Consider the following 17642-nt stretch of genomic DNA (forward strand, 5'->3'; position numbering starts at 1 on the left):
GGGAGCGGGCGAGTGCGCGAGCAGACCGCGAATCCCGGCGCGCCGGTGCGGGTCGACCTGGGAGCGGTGACGTATCCGGCGGCGCAGGCCGACATGGCGCGGTGGGTCGCCGAGCGGCAACAGGATCTCGCGCCCGACCGGCTGTTCCTGCTCACCCACCCACCGGTGATCACGTACAGCGCGCGCACGCCGCTCGCCGACCTCCCGGATCCGGCGTCGCCGATCCCGCTGGTCGAGGTGGATCGCGGTGGCCACGCGACCTATCACGGGCCGGGTCAACTGATCGGCTACCTGATCGTGAACGTACGGGCGCTCGGCCCCGGCGACCTGGTCCGCCGGGTGGAGGACGGCCTGCTCGCCGCGCTGGACACGCTCGGCTTCCCGGCGATCCGGCGGGAGACCCCCACGGGCGCACCGAGCCTGGTCGGCATCTGGACGCCCGACCACCGCAAGCTCGCGTCCATCGGCATGCGGATACGACGAGGCGTCAGCAGCCACGGCTTCGCGCTCAACATCGACCCCGACCTGAGCGCGTTCACCACCTTCACCGCCTGCGCCCTCCCGGACACGACGATGACCTCACTCGCCGAACTCGCCGCCGAGACCGGCCGCGCGACCCCCACCGAAGCCGTCGTCCGCGACGCGGTGGCGACGGCCCTCACCGAGCAACTCACCCGCCGCTAGACGCCAGTGCCAGTGCCGCGCCCGGCGGATCCTGGTGGGTCCACGCCGCCCGGCACCGTGCCTCGCCGCACCGGAGAAACAGCCCGAATGGAACCGCTATGCGGCTGCTTCTCGGGCACGCCGACGCACGGCATCCCCCCTTCGGGCTCCTCGCTGCGCTCACGACGCGGCCCGATCCACCAGGATCCGCCGGACATGGCCTGGTGCCGCACTGGAGCGCATCGGGTACGTCCGGCAGCGCGTCGCGTCTCCCGGTGAGGTGGGAAGACGTGACAGACAGTGCGTGCGTAGCCGCCACGGTTCTCGGCGCACCGAGGCGCACCCAGGCGCACCAGGCCGTCCGGCCGGCGGGTGGCCTGGTGTGCGCCTCGGATCGTTTCGTGCCCGATCGGGTAGGGCCGGGGCCGCCGTGTCGGCCGGGGTTGTCGGCGGTCGACGGTCGGCGGCCGGAGCGGGGTCAAGCCGCGCGGAGGCCGGTGACGTCCCAGAGGTGGTGGACCGGGTCGTGGATGAAATAGCGCGCGAAGGACTCGACGGTGAAGACCGTGCCGTCGCTGCGGTTGCCGGTACGCGCCCACTGGTCCTCGGTCACCGCCGCGAAGTGGTCGGCGAGTTCGGCGCCCGCCGCCGCGAGGTCGGCGGCGACCCGTACCGGGTCCTGTTCGGCGTAGCGGGACTCGATCGCCGTCGCGTCCTGGTCCCAGTTGGCGAAGTCCGGGGCGTCCTGGGTCAGCATCAGCCGCAGCCGCTCGTCGAACAGGACGAACACGTCGCGCACATGGCACGCGTACTCGGTCGGGGACCAGGTCTCCGGGTTCGGCCGGATGCGCAGCTCATCGCCGCCGGAGACGAGCAACTCGTGCCACGCGGCGGCGTTCGCGCGGGTCATCGCGGGAATCCGGGTATGCGGGACGGCCGGGGTGTCCAGCCCACAGTCGGGACACGCCGTGTCCAGGACCCATGTCCAGCTCTTGGTCTCGGGAGTGATCATGCGCCGAGAATGGCCCACTCGACCCCGCCCCAACAAGGCATTTCCGCTCGAAGCCCCCGACATCGGCTTCCCGGCATCGGGCCCCGACACCGGCGCGCCTCGGACGCCGGGCCCGGGCGCCGGCGCCCCGGATGCCGGCCCCCGAAACCGGGCCCCGAAACCGGGCCCCGACCGCAGGCTCAGTGCTCGGCGGCGGTGGCGTTCGTGATCATGCGTTGCAGGACGCGCACGGTGGTGGCGTAGTCGGTGTCGGAGATGCCGTCGTGGAGGTGAGCGCGAACGGAGGGGGCGATGGCCTTCACCCGCAGCCGGGCCGCTTCGCCCTCGGCGGTGATCCGCAGTCGGCGATCAGGCGTTTCGGCGAGCCAACCCCGGTCGACCAGCGCGGCCGACTCGGGGCCGAGCCGATCCTCGGGGAGCAGGTATTCGCTCATCGCCTCGGTGAGTTCGGCCACGGATCGGGGTTCGCCGTCGACCGAGAGGTCGTCGGTGGAGAGGTGACGCAACAGCCAGAACTGCGGCTGGGTGATGCCGAGCTCCGCCTGCCGGCCGCGAATGTAGGCAATGACCTCGCGGTGCGCGAGACCGGTCCAGTAGCCGACGGGCTGCGTGGCGAGTTCGGCGTCCGTGGCGGTCGTGGTCGTGGCTTCGGTGGTCATCGGAGGCTCCCTTCCGGCCGTTGACGATCATCGTGCTGATCATCCGGTGGTGATCTTCAGGCTAGGCCGCATGGGAGAGGACCGAATCCGTAGAACCACGTGTGTGCTCGCCCGAAGCCGAAGCCGAAGCCGAAGCCGAAGCCGAAGCCGCGACCGCGACCGCGCACTCGACCTCGCTGCCGATCGGGCCGGGTAGGCCCGGCGAGCGGTGGTGGTCGAATCCCGAAATCCCGACCCGCGCTCAGGTCGATAAACCGACTAATGAAACGGACCTCACGAAACCGGCTCCACGAAACCGGCCCAACGAAACGGCTCCACGAAACGGGCCCGGCGCCGCCCGAGCCCGCCGGTCGGCTATCGCTTGTCTTGCTCGGCTTGCGCTCCGGATATCGAGCGCCTTTTGTTCTTCTCCTTCTCGGTGGGCAAAACCTTCTCGGCGACGATCCACACCGCGAAGCCGAGGACGATCAGGGCGATGCTCGCGGCCACCTCGTGCCCGTGCAGAAAGGACTGCCGGGTGAGCAGTGTCCACAGACGGAACCAGCCGAAGAAATGGTGGATCATGCCCCCGACGCCCTGGAGAACCAGGAGCAATCCGAATATGTCGAGGATCTTTCGCATATTCGTCAATCTACAGACAGCAATTGACCTTCGACACGGCCAAGCGGTCATATTCCGCCGACCAAAGTCGAGACCCTCAACCCTCGACCGCTACCTTCGTCGCTCCGATCGGCCAGACCCGCCCCCGAACCCGATCCCCGAGTCCGACGCCCGGACCCAACCCCCCCAGATCCAACCCCCCAGATCCAACCCCCCAGATCCAACGCCAGACCCGCCCCCGCGCCGTGCCAAGACCGATCCCGACCAGTCCCGACCGCCTCGGACCACCCCTGACCAGCCCCGTCGGCCCGGTGACCACAACCCTCCACCCCCGACCCCCGGCACGCCCTACGATCGAGCCATGTTCGTGATCACGCTGACTTACGTGGCCCCCATCGAGGACGTCGACGCACTCATGCCCGGCCACCTCGAATGGCTCGACCGGCACTACGCCGCCGGCACCCTCCTCGCCTCCGGCCGCCGCGTCCCCCGTACCGGCGGGGTGATCCTGGCGCACGCCGGCGACCGGGCCGCGCTGGACGCCGTGCTCGCGGAAGACCCGTTCCGGCGCGAGGGCGTGGCAACGTACGACGTTGTCGAATTCGCACCCACCAGGACCGCTCCCGGACTGGAAGGGTTGCTCCCGACGGTCTGAAGTGCCGTCAATAGCCGTTCATTTCCAGCACATTTGATGGCGATTACTCACCAATTCAGACAACAAACGAGTACAGGCTTCCGCATTCACGCCTTCGGGTGATTTCGTGTTGGGAACAGACCCGGTCCGGGCGATGGGGGTCGCTCACCTGCCGGGGCGTGCATCGCACGCCGGGTACCCCAACCGCAGCACCCATTCCCCGCTCGGCGCCATACCCGGCGACACCGGATACGACGGTACAGCTTGCGACAGGACGTGTGGGGGAGGCGCTGACCGATGCGCGTGCGAGATACCCGGATGCTGCCGTGGCCTGCGGAAATGTTCGCGCCCGAACTGCCCGTGGCGACCGCCCGGCTGCGTCGGCGGGTCGCCGATTCGGTTCGTCCCGACGGAGCCGTCCGCGGCCCGTGCCACAGTCGCGTGCTCGAGTCGGCCCTGCTGTTGCGGCTGCTGGAGCGGGCCGGTCTCGAGGCCGATCACCACCGCCGGGTCGCCGGGTTCCTGGCCGATCGCCTCGACAGTGTCGAACCGCTGGACCGGTTGCTCGCGACGATCGCTTTACGCCACTCCGGCGAGACCGTGGAGCACGCCGCGGGCGACCTGCTCGACCGGTTCCTCCAGCGCGCGCCGGCGTTTCTGAACGCCCGCAAGCGGGTCATGCTGGAGACCGTCCTCGCGCTGCTCGGCCCGCCGCGCCGTGCCGCCCGCCGGCCGTTCGACCCGGACGCGTTCGACACCGGCAACCTGCACCCGTGGGCGCACGTGCAGACCGTCGCGCTCAAGGTCGCGCTCGCCGACCTCACCGGTCACGCCGACGAGATCGATCCGGCCGACCTGCGCCTGCTCCTGGATACCCAGCGGGCGTCGGGAATCTGGGAGGGCAACCTCCTCGTACACCTGTTGGTGCTGCACGCGCTCGCCGACCGGCCGTACCTGGACGGCCTGATCGTCAACGGCGTGGCCAAGGTGCTGGCCCACCAACGCGCCGACGGCGGCGTCCCGTTCGTGACCGACACCGACACGTGGTGCGCGGTCACCGCGGGCGTCGCGTTGGACGCGTCCGGTGCCCCGTACGAGGTCCGTCGGCGGATCGCCGATTACCTCGCGGCCGGCCAACGCGCGGACGGCGGCTGGTCGTACACCGACGCGGCGGCGCTCGCCGACGTGGACGACACGTCGGTGGCGATCGAGTTCCTGCACGCCACCGACCCGGTGCGTTACCGGCGCAGCATCGACTTCGGCTTACGCACGTTATGGTCCTACCAGGCCCCCGACGGCGGGTTCCCCACCTACATCGCGGGCGCGCCGTCCGAGGCGTGCATGACCGCCGCCGCCGTCAACGCGCTCAGTGTGCGTACGCCGCGGCACGTGGAACGCATCACCGCCGCACGCCGGTTCCTGGCCGGTGCCCAGCACCCGGACGGTACGTTCGATCCGGACTGGAGCCGCAGCCGCTACCACGCGATCTTCCGCGCCCTGCTGGCCACCGACGCGTTCGGGCCCGACGCCTACCGGGCCACCGTCAAGCGGGCCCTGACCGCGGTGCGCGAGGGGCAGAACCCGGACGGCGGCTGGGGCCAGCAACCCGGCGACCCCAGCGATGCGATCAGTACCGCGTACGCCCTGATCGCGCTGTGCCGACAGAACGACCCGCGCCCGGTCGCGCGCGGCATCGAACACCTGCTGCGGGCCCAACGCGCCGACGGCGGCATCGAGTCCGTACCGGACATGCTCGGCACCAGACCGTTCCTGTACGTGATCCCGTGCCTGGCCGACCACTTCTCCCTGCTGGCCCTCGGCCATCTCGGCAATCGACTGGCCGTCCGATCGCACCGCCGTCCAAGTGCGCCACCCGGCCCGGGCGCCTCGGCGGCGCACCTCGCACCTCTGCGCGCCCCGGTGTCCGGCACCGCCGGAACGCGTGGGGGCAGGAACCATCCGACGCAGACCGGCGAAAGGAGCCCGGCGTGAGCACTCCCACCGTCGTCGACCTCCCGATCAGCTTCCACCTGCCGAAGCTCGCGAACCTGTTGCCGATGACGTTTCATCCCGAGACCGATCGCCTGATGCGCGAATCCCGCTGGTGGGCGCACCGTCACCTGGGCTTCGCGTACGCCGGCGACGCGGCTCGGATCGACAAGAACGTGGACGGCACGCTGCTGGTCTCGCTGTCCGTTCCGCACGCGGACTACGAACTCGCGTTGACCACGGCCAAGGTGATGAACTACCTGATCGGCATCGAGAACAGCCTGGTCGACAAGGCGGGACTGGGCGGCAGTTCGTTCGCCACCCGCAACGTGTTCGGTCGATTCATGTCCGATCTGCTCGGCTGGGGGGACGGCTCGACCCCCCTGCGCGAGGACTTCTCCTGGCTGCGCGAGCGCATGCCGCCCGCGCGCTGGATCCGCTTCGTGTCCTACATGGAGGACTTCGCCCACGGTTTCACCACCGAACTGGAGAGCTGGCGCGACGCCGGGATATCGGACTACGACACCTACATGGACGACCGCCGGCACAGCCTGGGCGTGCGCTGGCTGTTCGGCTTCGCCGAGGAGGGCGTTCCGGGCGTGGCGCTGTCCCAGGAGGCGTTCCGTACCGCCGACATGGTGGCCATCCACGACACCGCGATCGACGGGTACACGCTGATCAACGACCTGGTCTCGTATCGCAAGGAACTGGTCATGGACGACCGGGTGAACCTGGTCTACTACCTCGGCGAGGCGGAGGGGCTCGACCTCGAAGGCGCGATGAACAAGATCTGCGGATTGATAGACGCCACCGAACGCAAGTTCCTCGACCTGCGCGACCGGATCATGGCCGGCCCGCACGGCGGCGAACCGGGGATGCGGGCGTACCTCGACGAGGTCGGCCACGTCATGACGTCCAACCTGTGGTGGGCCACCGTCAGCAAACGCTACGAACCCGGCGGCTTGGGCTGGGACGGCTCGACGGCCGGCACCATGACCTTCCATCGGGACCGCGCGGTCTTCGTCCCGGACCCGCAATCCGGCACATAGCGGACGGTCGATCCGGCCCGCGACCCGTCTACCGAGCCGATACCCGTCCCGGCTCGCGACCCGACACCCGTCCCGGATCACGCACGACCCACCGCCTCTCCCACCGGCCGGCGCGCCCCCTCGGCGCGCCGGCCGACTTTGCCGGAACCTGACGTAACGTCAATCCTGCTCCGGGACGGCTTTAATCATTCACTCATGAAGCGCGTCCATGCTGCCTACATGGACTTTCCGCGTTGTGGCACCCCGCGTCCTGCGGTTCGATCCGGCTCGACCCCCATACGGACGGTGCGACCGCCCGTCGCCCCCGTCGTCCTCGTCGCACCGCCGAGAAAACGACGGGCCGACGGCGAGGTGGTCGCCGTTTTCGGGGCAGGCGCCCGGTGATGGCACTCTCCTTCGGCACCTACGACAAGCGCACGGCGCACGTGCGCCCGGCTCCCGCGCCGGCGCGCGCGCCCGAGAGCCCGGGGCGCGAGCAGGCACCGGGCCAGACCGATCCGACCCCGTCGTCCCGCACCGGCCCGCGCGCCGCCGCCGGCCGTCGGCCGCACCTGTACCGGGTCGACCTGATGCGCGACATCGCCTTCCTGTGCGTGATCGTCGTGCACGTCATCGGCGTCACGTACCCCTTCCCGGGCGAAGGCCCCGCGTTCACCCAGCTCGTGCTGCACTCGACCCGCGCGGTGTTCTTCTTCGTCAGCACGTTCGTGCTCTTCCACAGCGTCTACGGACGCCCGCCGCGGGTGGGCGCCTTCCTCACCAAGCGGTTCAAGCTGCTCGGCGTCCCGTACCTGCTGTGGTCCACCGCCTACTGGGTGCTGGGCGACCACGAACGGATCCGGCACGACCTGCCCGGCGCGCTGACCGACCTGCGCGGCGGCATCGTCTGGGGCGGATCCTGGTACCACCTGTACTTCCTGCTCGTCTCGCTCCAGATCGCCGTGCTCCTGCCGCTGTTCGTCAAACTGGTCCGCGCCTGCGCGGGACGGCACGTGGTGCTGCTCGCGGTCACCGGCGTGGTGCAACTCGCCGCGCTGGTGGTGCTGTTCCACGAGACGCCGCTGAGCGGGCCGCTGGAGTGGTATCGCGTGCACGGCGGCATGTTGTTGCCCACCTACGGCTTCTTCGTGATGGCCGGCGCGCTGGCCGCGGTGCACCTGGACGCCTTCCACGCGTGGATCCTGGGACACACCCGGACCATTTGCGTCGGCACGCTCGCGATGCTCGCGCTGACCTACGCGTGGTACCGACACACCGTGGCCGCGGGTCGGGACACCGCGACCGCCTCGATCGCCACCCAGCCGGTGAGCCTGCTGTGGGGGCCGTTCGCGGTGCTCGCGCTGTACGCCGTCGCCACCCGCTGGGAGCGGGCCCGAACCCCGTTCCCGGGCCGCTCCGCCGCCGCGCTCGGTGCGCAACTGGCCTTCGGGGTCTACCTCGTGCACCCGATGATCCTGCGGCTGCTGGAACTGAGCGGGTTCGCCGCCGCGTTGCCGTGGTCGCCCGCCGCCGACACCGCCGCGCTGGTCGCCGTGGTCGCGATCGGATCCGCCGGATTCGCCTGGCTGGTCTCGCGGACCCCGCTGAGCCCGTGGCTGATCGGCCGCGAGCGGGCGCGGGGTCGGCGGCCGGCCCACCGGATCCGGCGGTCCGTACCGGCACCCTCGGGTCAGCAGACGGGCAGCAGGTCCTTCGCCGAGCCGGTCGTCTCCAACCAGGCCTCGGGCGCGTAGCCGGTGCCCTGTCCGGTGGTCACCAGCACCCACTGATCGCTCTTGCCGCCGCGCCAGCCGTAGACGTTCGAGCCCTTGGCCCGGCAGGTGGCGGTCAGTTCGGTGCCCGCGCTCACCTCGGCGATGGTCTTGCCCTTGCCCGGCTTCTCGCGTATCTCCAGGCCGATCGCCTGGCGCGCGATGACCGCCAGCTTGACCGTCGAGGTGGGCGAGGGCACCGCGGTGCCACTGCCGCTCGCGGACGGGTTCCCCGATCCGGACGCGTTGGGCAGCGCCGTCGCCGAGGCGGACTTCTTGCCGTTGTCGCTCCCGTCGGAGGAGAGCAGCCACCACGCGAGGATCACTATCGCCCCGATGATCACCGCCCCGATCACCAGCCCGTTCCCGGGTTTCGGGGGGCGCGGACCACCCGGGCTCGCCGCCCGACGGGCGAGCGTCATACGACGCCAATCGAACCGGGACGATCCCCCAGAGGGCATGGTGACTCCTTCACGCAAACGTGCGGTGGTACGGGGCGGAACCCGATACTCGATTCTTCCGTGTATCGACCCCGTCACGGTAAAGCGATCCCGAATCGCCGCGCCGTATGATTCCCGGCCACATGTCGTCTCGGACCCCTATGGTCGGCGCATGACCTCTGCGCTGCCACGGATCACCGACGACGAACGACGAGCGCGTTTGGGTATTCGGCATCGTCTGGCGCCCGGCGCGCGAGCCGCGAGGGCGGAGGACGCGGCCCGCGCCGTGCTCCTGCTGCACGCCACCGACCCCGCGACGGTGTACGTGTCCACCTGCGCGCGCCTGGTCGAGCCGTCGTCGGCCGAGGTGGACCGCGCGCTGTACGAGGACCGGACGCTGGTGCGGATGCCCGGCATGCGGCGCACCGTCTACGTGGTCCCGCGCGAGATCGTGCACGTGGTCCAGCGCTCCAGCACCGACGCGGTCGCGATCACCCAGCGCCGGGTGATGCTCCAGTTCCTGGCGTCCGGCGGTTACGACGAGGCGTGGTTGGACAAGGTCGAGGCCGACACCGTGGCCGCGCTCGCCGGGTTGGGCGAGGCCACCGCGATGCAACTGGGCGAAGTGGTGCCGCTGTTGCGCACCCAGATCCGGGTGGCGGTCGGCAAGCCGTACGAGGCGAACCAAGGGGTGTCCACACGGCTGCTGTTCACGCTCTCCTGCGAGGGCAGGATCGTGCGGGCCAGGCCGCAGGGGTCGTGGTTGTCCAGCCGGTTCCGGTACACCATCGCGCCGCCGCTGCCGGAGATCGGCAAGACCGAGGCCAAGGCCGAACTGGTGCGCGGATGGCTGGCCGCGTTCGGCCCCGGGACGCTGGACGACCTCAAGTGGTGGACCGGATGGACGCTCACGGACACCCGACACGCGCTCGCCGCGGTGCGCGCGACGGAGGTGCGCCTGGACGACGGAAGCGTCGGGTACGTGCTGCCCGGCGACGAGGAGCCGGGCCCGACGCCGGAGCCGTGGGCGGTGATGTTGCCCGCGCTCGACGCCACGCCGATGGGTTGGAAGGAACGGGACTGGTACATCACCCCCGAACTGCGCGAGCGGCTGTTCGACCGGATGGGCAACATCGGCCCGACCGTGTGGTGGAACGGACGCGTCGTCGGCGGGTGGGCCACGCGAGCCGACGGTGAAGTCGTCTGGCGCGCGCTGGTCGACCTCCCGCCGGAGGCGGTCGAGGCGATCGAGGCCGAGGCGGCCCGGCACACGTCGTGGTTGTCCGGGACGTGCGTGACACCGCGCTTCAGGGTCCCCCTGGAACGGGAGTTGAGCGAGTGAGGCGGATCCGCCGGGGCGCGCGGGCCCTAGGGGCCGGGCGGCACTCAGTTCCGGGCGGCCGTCGCGGACAACTCGGCGGGCGCGGTCCGAACCCGCGGGGCCGTGGTGTAGACGACGAGGAGCAGATCCGGATCGCCCGGAAAGGACAACGTTTCGTAGGCGGTGTCCAGCACGCTGCCGTCGGCGGGGCGTAGCCGCTTGGTGCCGTGCGTCTTCTCGGCCACCTGGTGGGCGTCCCACAGCGGCCGAAAGCGCGGGTTGCCGGCGGACAACTCCTCGACGAGCGCGGCCATCCGCGTATCCGGGGAGTGGCGCGCGGCGTCCAGACGCAGGAAGGCGACCGTGTCGGCGGCGACCCGCTCCCAATCCGGGTAGAACCGACCCGCGTCATCGGACAGGAACGCGTGCCGCGCCATGTTGCGCTCGTGCGGTGCCATTGCGCTCAGCCCCATCACCGCGTCGGCGGACGCATTCCAGGCCAGCACGTCCATGCACCGGCCCAGGACGAACGCGGGCGCGTCGATCCGGTCCAGGAGCACCTGTACGCCCGGCCGCGCCGTCGAGGGCGCGACCTGCCGAGCACTCGTCCGGGTCGGCCTGGCCAGATCCCACATGTGCTCGTACTCGGTGGGGTCCAACCGCAGCGCGCGCCCGATCGCGTCCAGGACGGCGTCCGAGACGTGCTGCCCCCGGCCCTGCTCCAGTCGCACGTAGTAGTCGACGCTCACCCCTGCGAGCTGCGCGACCTCCTCGCGCCGCAACCCGGCCACGCGCCGCTTGCGACCGAACACCGGCAGCCCGACATCCTCGGGCCCGACCCGGGCCCGACACGCACGGAGGAAGTCGCCAAGCTGTTCGAAGGACGCGTCACTCATGCCCGGACTCTAGCCGCCGCGGACCGCCCGAAGGTGGTACGGGCAGACCCAGGAAAACGTGAGCTCTGGGTGCCCTCGCCGAACGTGGGCAATGTGGGTGCCGTCGACGGGGTACCCGCCCCGGATCGTCTCCCCGCATCGCTTCCGCGCCTGGTTTTCGCGCACCGTCTCCACAGGAGTCCTCCCATGAGCTACACCGCACTCGCCGGTCGGATCGCCGTCGTCACCGGAGCCGCCAGCGGCATGGGCGCCGAGACCGCGCGCCTGCTCGCCGCCCACGGCGCGCATGTCGCGCTGCTCGCCCGCCGCGAGGATCGGCTCAAGGAACTGGCCGCCGAGATCACCGCCGCCGGCGGCACCGCGCTCGCCGTCGCGGTCGACGTCACCGACCAGGCTTCGGTGGACGCCGGCGCGGCGCGGATCCACGCCGAACTCGGCCGGGTCGACCTGGTCGTCAACTCCGCCGGGGTGATGTTGCCCAACCCGGTCGACGACGGCCGGATCGACGAGTGGACCCGGATGATCGACACCAACGTCACCGGCGCGCTGCGGATCATCCGCGCGTTCACCGCCGACCTGGTGGCCGCCGCGGCCGACGGACGCACCGCCGACCTGGTCGACATCTCCTCGATCGGCGCACACGTGACCTTCCCGAACTACGCCGTGTACGGCGCGACCAAGGCCGCGCTGACCCACCTGTCCGCGTCCCTGCGCAGCGAACTGGGCCCGCGCGACGTCCGGGTCACCAACATCGAGCCGGGCCTGACCGACACCGAGCTGGGCTCGCACATCGACAACGCGGAGCTGGGCGAAGCCGGCCAACTCGGTGCCATGTTCGACACGATCGGCAGCCTCGCCGCGACCGACGTCGCCGACCTGGTGGCGTACGTGGCGACCCGGCCGCGACACGTGAACCTGCGCCAGATGGTGATCCTGCCGACCCGCCAGGCGTGAGCCGGACGGCGTCGACGGGGCCCGCGCACACGGGCGGTGACCCCGGCCCGGCCCGTCGTACGGACGCCGGCGGTCCGGCGTGATGTTGCGCGGGCCGGGGGGTGTTGACTATGACTTGTCAGGCCCGCCCGCCACCCCGTACGAGGAGCCTTCCGTGGCGCTGTTTCGTCGCCAGTCCCGCAACCAGCAGAACGCCGCCTGGGGGCAGGACGTGCGCGGCGTCCTGATGAGCGCGCCGCCGGATCGCATTCGGCAGGACCTGCGGCTGATGATCGCCCGGCCCGGTCCGAACCTGGGCGCGCAGGGCGTGGTGTGGCCGCTGGGCGATCGCGGCGAGATCTTCGCCGTGGCGTGCGTCAAGGGTCCCGACGGCACCGCCGTCACGATCGAGACGCCGATGGTGCAGCACTGGGGGATGGCGGTCGAGGACGTCTGGCTCCAGGCCGCGACGAACCTGCGGATGGAGAGCTTCAGCGGCACGCCGATGGAGATCTCCACCGGCACGACCCTGCACTCGCTGCTCGGCCAGAGCTGGCCCGGCTCCGCGCAGTTGTTCCGGCTCGGCGAGGCGCTCGGCGACCCGCTGCGCGCGGGCGCGCTGGTGGTCCCGCCGATCGACAACGGACTGCTCGCGCTGCCGCTGAACTCGCAGCGCACGCTGGGCATGGCGGGCTTCGTGCTGAAGACCGCACAGGGCCTGACGCGGGATCAGCAGCCGTTGTCCACCGGCATGTTCTGGTGGCACGAGGGCATCCTGGAGGAACTCGAGGTCAATTGGCAGGGGCCCGAGCACGCGTCCCTGACCGGGTCCGCCCGCTTCGGGCAGGTGGTCCGCGCACTGCCGCCCCAGTGAGTGGGGACGCGTCCCGCCCCTCCCTCCCCGTCCACACCGAGGAGTCGTCATGCCCGCCGTGTTCTCCGAACTCGTCGTCGACGCGAACGACGTGCCCGCCATCGCCAAGTTCTGGCGCCGAGTGCTCGGCTGGGACCTCACCGTCGACGGCGAGGACATCGAGCTGAGCGCGCCCGACGGGTCGTTGCCCACGATCCTGTTCCAGCCGGTTCCCGAGGGCAAGACGGTCAAGAACCGGCTGCACATGGACGTCAGCCCGGCGATCGGCTCGGACCAGGAGAGCGAACTGGCCCGGCTGCTCGCACTCGGCGCCAAGCCCGCCGACATCGGCCAGGGCGAGTGCGGTTGGCATGTGCTGACCGACCCCGAGGGCAACGAGTTCTGCCTGTTGCGCACCCCCAGGTAGACCCGGGCGGTCGAGGGCGGTCGAGGGCGGTCGAGGCGCCCGCCCGGCCGTGTTCCGGTGCGGGCAGGCGGGCGGCGTTCGGCTCACATCTCGGTCAGCCGATACCGGTAGTGCTCCCGCTCCACCGTCCACGCCCGGCCGCCCGCGCCCGGCGCGTCCGGGAAGTCGGTGCCCACCGGGACCGCCTCCAGCCGCAGCCGGTCCGCGTTCACCACCGGTGCGCCGGCCACGCCGTAGTACAGGTCCACCGCCGCGTCGCGGTCGCCGTAGACCAGGATGCGGTCCCGCATGAGCACCGCGAGTGCGGGCCGCTCCGGGTCGAACAGGCCCCACGTCAGCCCGTCGCCCGGATGCCCCAGGAACAACACCGAGCGCGGTTCGGCCAACGCGAATCCGGTCAGTCGCACGTCCACCGGACCCAGGACCGGGCCCGCGTCCACCGCGCCGTGGTCGAGCAGATCGCGCAACACGTCCAGCGCGGCCGGCGGCAGATCCTCGCCGATCACCGCGAGATCGCCGGTCAGCGCGTGGGTGCGCCCGGGCCCCGCGTGCGGGCCACGCAACTGGAGGAACCCGCACCGGGAGACCGACACGCTGGTCAGCGTCCCGTCCGCGGCCCGCTCCCACGCGACGGCCAACTCCAGGCCCGGCCGCAGCCACATCGGGGTGACCAGCACCCCGTCCGGCGCGAGCTGCTCCACCCAGGCCGGCGGCAGGTCCGGGACCCCCACCGTGGCCTCGATCCGGTCGAACGGCGCGCGATCCGCGACCCCCTCCCAACCGTCCCCGGCCCGCACGTCCACGTGCACCCCGAGCCCGGCCAGGCGTCGCGCGGCCGCGCCCGCCAGATCGGCGGACACCTCGATGCTGACCACTTCGCCCTCGACCCCGGTCAACCGGGCCAGCAGTGCCGCGTTGTACCCGCTTCCGGTGCCGATCTCCAGCACGCGCATCCCCGGCCGGATCGCGAGCTGTTCGAGCATCAGCGCGACCATCGCCGGCTGGCTGACCGTGCTGTCCGGCAGCCCCCGGTCGTCGGTGGACAACACCACGACCCGGTCCTCGTAGGCGCGCTCCAACGAGGACGCCCCGGGGGTGAACACCTCGCGCGGCACCTGGGACATCGCGTCCGCGACCGCCTCGGTGCGGACGCTCCCGGTCAGGCGCAGCCGCTCCACCAGCGCCATCCGCAGGCGGGCCGCCGCGCGCTCGTCGCTCATGGCCCACGTGTACCCGCCGGGGCGGGATCCGGCACCCCGCACGGCGTCCCGGTCGCCGGTTCGCACCCGCGCGGGCCGTTCGGCGGACCCGCGTCCTCGTCCGGTCGCCGTTCGCCGTTCGCCGTCGGGCAGGTCCGTACGGTGACCGGCGCGTGGTGCGGGCGCGATCCGCGGGGATGCCTACGGGTGTGCGGCGCGCGATCCGGTGCGGGCGGTGACCTCGTTCGGGGAGAGGTAGGCGTCGGTCTTCTCCAGGTTGCCCATCCGGCCGTCCTGATCGGACATGAAACCCAGTCGGACCAGGTCGTCGCCCGCGAACGCGTGCTGGATCCAGTTGGAGAGCACCCGGGTGCGGGCCCGGATCGAGGGCACCGTCATCAGGTGGTAGCCGCGGGTGATCGCCTGCGCGGGCAGACCGCGCATCTCGTAGCCGAGCGGTCGGGCCACCGCCTGGGTGCCGCCGAGGTCGACGACCAGACCGAGGTCCTTGTGCCGGAACGGGCTCATCGGCTGCCCGCGCAGCGACGCGACCACGTTGGCGGCGGCGACCTTGGCCTGCCGGTGCGCGTACTGGGCGGTGGGCGGGCAGATCGCGCCGTCGCCCTTGGCCAGGTCCGGCACGGCCGCGGCGTCGCCGAGCGCGAACACGTCCGGGTGACCGGGCACGGCGAGGTCGGCGGCGACCGCGAGCCGGCCGCGGACCAGTTCGGCGCCCATCGTGCCCATCAGCGGGCTCGCGGTGACCCCCGCCGTCCAGACCAGGGTCCGGCAGGGCAGCTTCTCGCCGGTGGTCAGCGTCACCGAGTCCTCGGTGATCTCCCGCACGCTGATCCCGAGCCGCACGTCCACGCCGCGCTTGGCCAGCATCTGCAGCGTGGCCTTGCCCAGGTTCTCGCCGAGTTCGGGCATCAGACGCGGTGCCACGTCCACGATCATCCAGCGCACCTGCGCCGGGTCCAGGCGGGGGAAGTGCCGGAGCGAGTTGGTGGTGAGCATCTCCAGGCACGCGGCGGTCTCCACGCCCGCGTAGCCGCCGCCGACCACGATGAACTGGCAGCGCGAGGCTCGCTCGGCCGGGTCGGTGCTGGAGTTGGCGATCTCGAGTTGGGCGATCACGTGGTCGCGCAGATAGACCGCCTCGGCCAGGTTCTTCATGCCGTGCCCGTAGGTGGTCAGGCCCGGGATGTCGAAGGTGCGGGTCACGCTGCCCGGTGCCAGGACCAGCTTGTCGTAGTGCTCGTTGGTGATGTCGCCGGAGATCTTGCGCACCACGCACACCTTGGCGGCCAGGTCCACACCGATCGCGCCGCCGGGCAGCACGTGGGTGCGCTTGAACATCCGATGCAGCGGCACCGCCGTGGTGCGCGAGGACAGTACGCCCGCCGCGACCTGCGGCAGCAGCGGCCGGTACACCATGTAGTCCATCGGGCTCACGAGGACGATTTCCGCCTCGCGTGGACCGAGCGAGCGTTCCAGCCTTCGCACCGTTTCGAACCCGGCGAATCCTGCTCCGACGACGACCACCCGCTGCACCATGGTTGCCCCTTCCGGGAAGGCCCGGGCAGGAAACCCGCGACCATTTGGCACATTTTGTCCAAACATATGGGGATCGCTGATCGGCCACGACCCGGGCGGGCCATCCGAGGCGGATGCTCACCGGGGTCGCGGCGGGTCGGGTGCGGCAGGCGCCCGGGCTCGTCCCCGGGCGCCGGTTTCAGGCGGTCGGGCGCCGGGATCGGCCCAGTGCGAAGCCCGCCGCGACGCACAACACCGGCGCGGTCAGGAAGCCCGCGACCAGGTTGAGGCCGCCGTAGCCGGCCAGGCCCAGGACCGAACCGGAGACCGCGCCGCCCGCCGCGCCGGCCAGGTTCATCAGCAGGTCCGAGACGCCCTGCACACCCGGCCGCTCGCCGGCCGGCACCGATTCGCCGAGCAGCGCCGAGCCCGCGACCAGGCAGCACGACCAGCCGAAGCCGAGCAGGATCAGCCCGACCATGGTGCGCCACGTCGAGTGACCGGAGGTACCGGCGACGAACACCGCGAGCAGCAGGACGAGCTGGCCGCCCAGGATCACCGGGATCCGGCCGAACCGGTCGGCGGCCCAGCCGACCACCGGCGACAGCGCGTACATCCCGGCGATGTGCAGGCTGATGGTCAGCCCGACCAGGGTCAGCGCGGTGCCGTGGTCCTTCATGTGTACCGGTGTCATCGCCATCACCGACACCATCACCACGTGCCCGAACGCCACCGTGGCCAGCCCGAGCATCGCGCGCGGCGCCCGGCGGACCACGCCGAGCGCGCCGCGCAGGTTGCCCCGGGGCGGCTGCCGGTCGCCGAGGTCGGCGCGGGCGATCAGCAGCGGATCCGGGCGCAGCGCGACCCACAGGATGGCGCCGGCGCCGCCGAAGGACACGATCGAGAACAGGAACGGCCCGGCCAACTCCGGCAGGCCGACCGCGCGGCCGACCACCGCGCCCGGCTCGTTCAGGTTGGGTCCCAGGACCGCGCCCACGGTGGTCGACCACACCACGATCGACAACGCCTTGGCCCGGCCCGCGTCGTCGGCGAGGTCGGTTGCGGCGTACCGGGACTGGAGGTTGGCCGCGGTGCCGGCGCCGAACACGAGGAGCGCGGCGATCAGCAGCGGGAACCACTCCAGGACCGCCGCCAGGATCACCCCGCCGGCCGCGAGCGCCGCCAGCCCCCACCCCGCGGTCAGCGCGACCCGTCGCCCGTACCGGGACGCGGCCCGCGACATCGGGATCGCGAACACCGCCGCGCCCAGGGTGATCGCGGTGGTCGCGAAGCCCGACCAGCTCTTGGACCCGGACAGATCCTCGGCGAGCAGCCCGCCGACGGTCAACGCGGAACCCATGCCCACCCCGCCGACCACCTGCGCGGCGATCAGCGTGCGCACGGTCCGCCGCTGGAGCCCCGAACGGTCCACCCGCACGGGGTCGACCGACTCGGGTATGGCCGGGTCCAAGGCGGTCATGCCGGATTCACCACCAGATCTGGAACGGATACACGAACCCACAGCGTGCCGGATACCCCCACCCCACCCCAAGCCGGGGCGATCGTGTGCCGATCGCCGGGACGCCGGCGCCGCGGCGGCAGGATCATCGCATCGGAGCGGTCGTCGGGGCGTCTGCGAGGATGCGGGCGATTGCAGCGGGATGATCCAACGTCGTGGGA

General features: G+C 71.5%; 17 protein-coding genes. 9 read left to right on the plus strand and 8 right to left on the minus strand.

All coding sequences use genetic code 11. The features are described 5' to 3' along the window. Positions 1-12 precede the first annotated feature (12 nt). The gene (lipB, locus tag OG948_RS31810) at positions 13-684 is read left to right on the plus strand and encodes a lipoyl(octanoyl) transferase LipB (protein ID WP_406299752.1); all 672 of its coding nucleotides are present in this window, start codon (positions 13-15) and stop codon (positions 682-684) included. Positions 685-1141: 457 nt separating this feature from the next. Here lipB and OG948_RS31815 read toward each other — a convergent pair whose 3' ends face one another. The 3 genes from OG948_RS31815 to OG948_RS31825 form a co-directional block, all read right to left on the minus strand. Then, positions 1142-1675, minus strand: coding sequence for a DinB family protein (locus OG948_RS31815; RefSeq protein ID WP_406299753.1), 534 nt, complete (start codon positions 1673-1675; stop codon positions 1142-1144). Positions 1676-1854: 179 nt separating this feature from the next. Continuing rightward, positions 1855-2334, minus strand: a complete 480-nt coding sequence (locus OG948_RS31820; RefSeq protein WP_406299755.1) for a MarR family winged helix-turn-helix transcriptional regulator — start codon at positions 2332-2334, stop codon at positions 1855-1857. Between the two features lie 354 nt (positions 2335-2688). Further along, entirely contained in the window at positions 2689-2955 is a 267-nt protein-coding gene (locus OG948_RS31825; RefSeq protein ID WP_406299757.1) for a hypothetical protein, read from the minus strand. A 340-nt stretch (positions 2956-3295) separates the two neighbouring features. Between OG948_RS31825 and OG948_RS31830 the strand changes: the two genes are divergently transcribed. The 4 genes from OG948_RS31830 to OG948_RS31845 all read left to right on the plus strand — a co-directional run bounded on the left by OG948_RS31830 (position 3296) and on the right by OG948_RS31845 (position 8339). Then, the gene (locus tag OG948_RS31830; protein ID WP_395865416.1) at positions 3296-3589 is read left to right on the plus strand and encodes a YciI family protein; all 294 of its coding nucleotides are present in this window, start codon (positions 3296-3298) and stop codon (positions 3587-3589) included. Between the two features lie 276 nt (positions 3590-3865). After that, positions 3866-5560, plus strand: coding sequence for a prenyltransferase/squalene oxidase repeat-containing protein (locus OG948_RS31835; RefSeq protein WP_406299758.1), 1695 nt, complete (start codon positions 3866-3868; stop codon positions 5558-5560). Continuing rightward, positions 5557-6606 (plus strand): hypothetical protein, encoded by a 1050-nt coding sequence (locus tag OG948_RS31840; RefSeq protein ID WP_406299759.1) that lies wholly within the window; start codon positions 5557-5559, stop codon positions 6604-6606. Before OG948_RS31835 ends, OG948_RS31840 begins: the two co-directional genes overlap by 4 nt. Positions 6607-6989: 383 nt before the next feature. Continuing rightward, the gene (locus OG948_RS31845; RefSeq protein ID WP_406299760.1) at positions 6990-8339 is read left to right on the plus strand and encodes an acyltransferase; all 1350 of its coding nucleotides are present in this window, start codon (positions 6990-6992) and stop codon (positions 8337-8339) included. Here OG948_RS31845 and OG948_RS31850 read toward each other — a convergent pair. Further along, complete coding sequence (locus OG948_RS31850; RefSeq protein ID WP_406299761.1) at positions 8276-8818, minus strand: hypothetical protein; 543 nt, start codon at positions 8816-8818, stop codon at positions 8276-8278. The genes OG948_RS31845 and OG948_RS31850 overlap by 64 nt on opposite strands. Before the next feature lie 151 nt (positions 8819-8969). On the opposite strand from OG948_RS31850, the gene OG948_RS31855 reads away from it, so the two are divergent. Then, entirely contained in the window at positions 8970-10139 is a 1170-nt protein-coding gene (locus OG948_RS31855; RefSeq protein WP_406299762.1) for a winged helix DNA-binding domain-containing protein, read from the plus strand. Positions 10140-10183: 44 nt separating this feature from the next. Here OG948_RS31855 and OG948_RS31860 read toward each other — a convergent pair whose 3' ends face one another. Continuing rightward, complete coding sequence (locus OG948_RS31860) at positions 10184-11014, minus strand: helix-turn-helix transcriptional regulator (protein ID WP_406299763.1); 831 nt, start codon at positions 11012-11014, stop codon at positions 10184-10186. A 186-nt stretch (positions 11015-11200) separates the two neighbouring features. Between OG948_RS31860 and OG948_RS31865 the strand changes: the two genes are divergently transcribed. The 3 genes from OG948_RS31865 to OG948_RS31875 all read left to right on the plus strand — a co-directional run bounded on the left by OG948_RS31865 (position 11201) and on the right by OG948_RS31875 (position 13227). Further along, positions 11201-11968: an SDR family oxidoreductase gene (locus tag OG948_RS31865; protein ID WP_406299764.1), complete on the plus strand. Its 768-nt coding sequence runs from the start codon at positions 11201-11203 to the stop codon at positions 11966-11968. 154 nt (positions 11969-12122) lie between these two features. Beyond that, complete coding sequence (locus OG948_RS31870) at positions 12123-12821, plus strand: hypothetical protein (protein WP_406299765.1); 699 nt, start codon at positions 12123-12125, stop codon at positions 12819-12821. Between the two features lie 49 nt (positions 12822-12870). Next, on the plus strand, positions 12871-13227 hold the full coding sequence (locus OG948_RS31875; protein ID WP_406299766.1) for a VOC family protein: 357 nt from the start codon (positions 12871-12873) through the stop codon (positions 13225-13227). Positions 13228-13310: 83 nt separating this feature from the next. Here OG948_RS31875 and OG948_RS31880 read toward each other — a convergent pair whose 3' ends face one another. The 3 genes from OG948_RS31880 to OG948_RS31890 all read right to left on the minus strand — a co-directional run bounded on the left by OG948_RS31880 (position 13311) and on the right by OG948_RS31890 (position 17442). Continuing rightward, complete coding sequence (locus OG948_RS31880) at positions 13311-14447, minus strand: methyltransferase domain-containing protein (RefSeq protein WP_406299767.1); 1137 nt, start codon at positions 14445-14447, stop codon at positions 13311-13313. A gap of 180 nt (positions 14448-14627) precedes the next feature. Continuing rightward, entirely contained in the window at positions 14628-15983 is a 1356-nt protein-coding gene (locus tag OG948_RS31885) for an NAD(P)/FAD-dependent oxidoreductase (RefSeq protein WP_406299768.1), read from the minus strand. A 178-nt stretch (positions 15984-16161) separates the two neighbouring features. Next, entirely contained in the window at positions 16162-17442 is a 1281-nt protein-coding gene (locus tag OG948_RS31890; RefSeq protein ID WP_406299769.1) for an MFS transporter, read from the minus strand. Positions 17443-17642 lie beyond the last annotated feature (200 nt).

The sequence above is a fragment of the Embleya sp. NBC_00888 genome, from assembly GCF_045207655.1.
Lineage (GTDB): Bacteria > Actinomycetota > Actinomycetes > Streptomycetales > Streptomycetaceae > Embleya.

Bases quoted from the DNA above. Each gene is read 5' to 3' on its own strand.
- OG948_RS31815 (WP_406299753.1), bottom strand. From the start codon at position 1,675: ATGATCACTCCCGAGACCAAGAGCTGGACATGGGTCCTGGACACGGCG.
- OG948_RS31845 (WP_406299760.1), top strand. From the start codon at position 6,990: ATGGCACTCTCCTTCGGCACCTACGACAAGCGCACGGCGCACGTGCGC.
- OG948_RS31880 (WP_406299767.1), bottom strand. From the start codon at position 14,447: ATGAGCGACGAGCGCGCGGCGGCCCGCCTGCGGATGGCGCTGGTGGAG.
- OG948_RS31885 (WP_406299768.1), bottom strand. From the start codon at position 15,983: ATGGTGCAGCGGGTGGTCGTCGTCGGAGCAGGATTCGCCGGGTTCGAA.
- OG948_RS31855 (WP_406299762.1), top strand. From the start codon at position 8,970: ATGACCTCTGCGCTGCCACGGATCACCGACGACGAACGACGAGCGCGT.
- OG948_RS31875 (WP_406299766.1), top strand. From the start codon at position 12,871: ATGCCCGCCGTGTTCTCCGAACTCGTCGTCGACGCGAACGACGTGCCC.
- OG948_RS31825 (WP_406299757.1), bottom strand. From the start codon at position 2,955: ATGCGAAAGATCCTCGACATATTCGGATTGCTCCTGGTTCTCCAGGGC.
- OG948_RS31850 (WP_406299761.1), bottom strand. From the start codon at position 8,818: ATGCCCTCTGGGGGATCGTCCCGGTTCGATTGGCGTCGTATGACGCTC.
- OG948_RS31820 (WP_406299755.1), bottom strand. From the start codon at position 2,334: ATGACCACCGAAGCCACGACCACGACCGCCACGGACGCCGAACTCGCC.
- OG948_RS31890 (WP_406299769.1), bottom strand. From the start codon at position 17,442: ATGACCGCCTTGGACCCGGCCATACCCGAGTCGGTCGACCCCGTGCGG.
- OG948_RS31860 (WP_406299763.1), bottom strand. From the start codon at position 11,014: ATGAGTGACGCGTCCTTCGAACAGCTTGGCGACTTCCTCCGTGCGTGT.
- OG948_RS31865 (WP_406299764.1), top strand. From the start codon at position 11,201: ATGAGCTACACCGCACTCGCCGGTCGGATCGCCGTCGTCACCGGAGCC.
- OG948_RS31835 (WP_406299758.1), top strand. From the start codon at position 3,866: ATGCGCGTGCGAGATACCCGGATGCTGCCGTGGCCTGCGGAAATGTTC.
- OG948_RS31830 (WP_395865416.1), top strand. From the start codon at position 3,296: ATGTTCGTGATCACGCTGACTTACGTGGCCCCCATCGAGGACGTCGAC.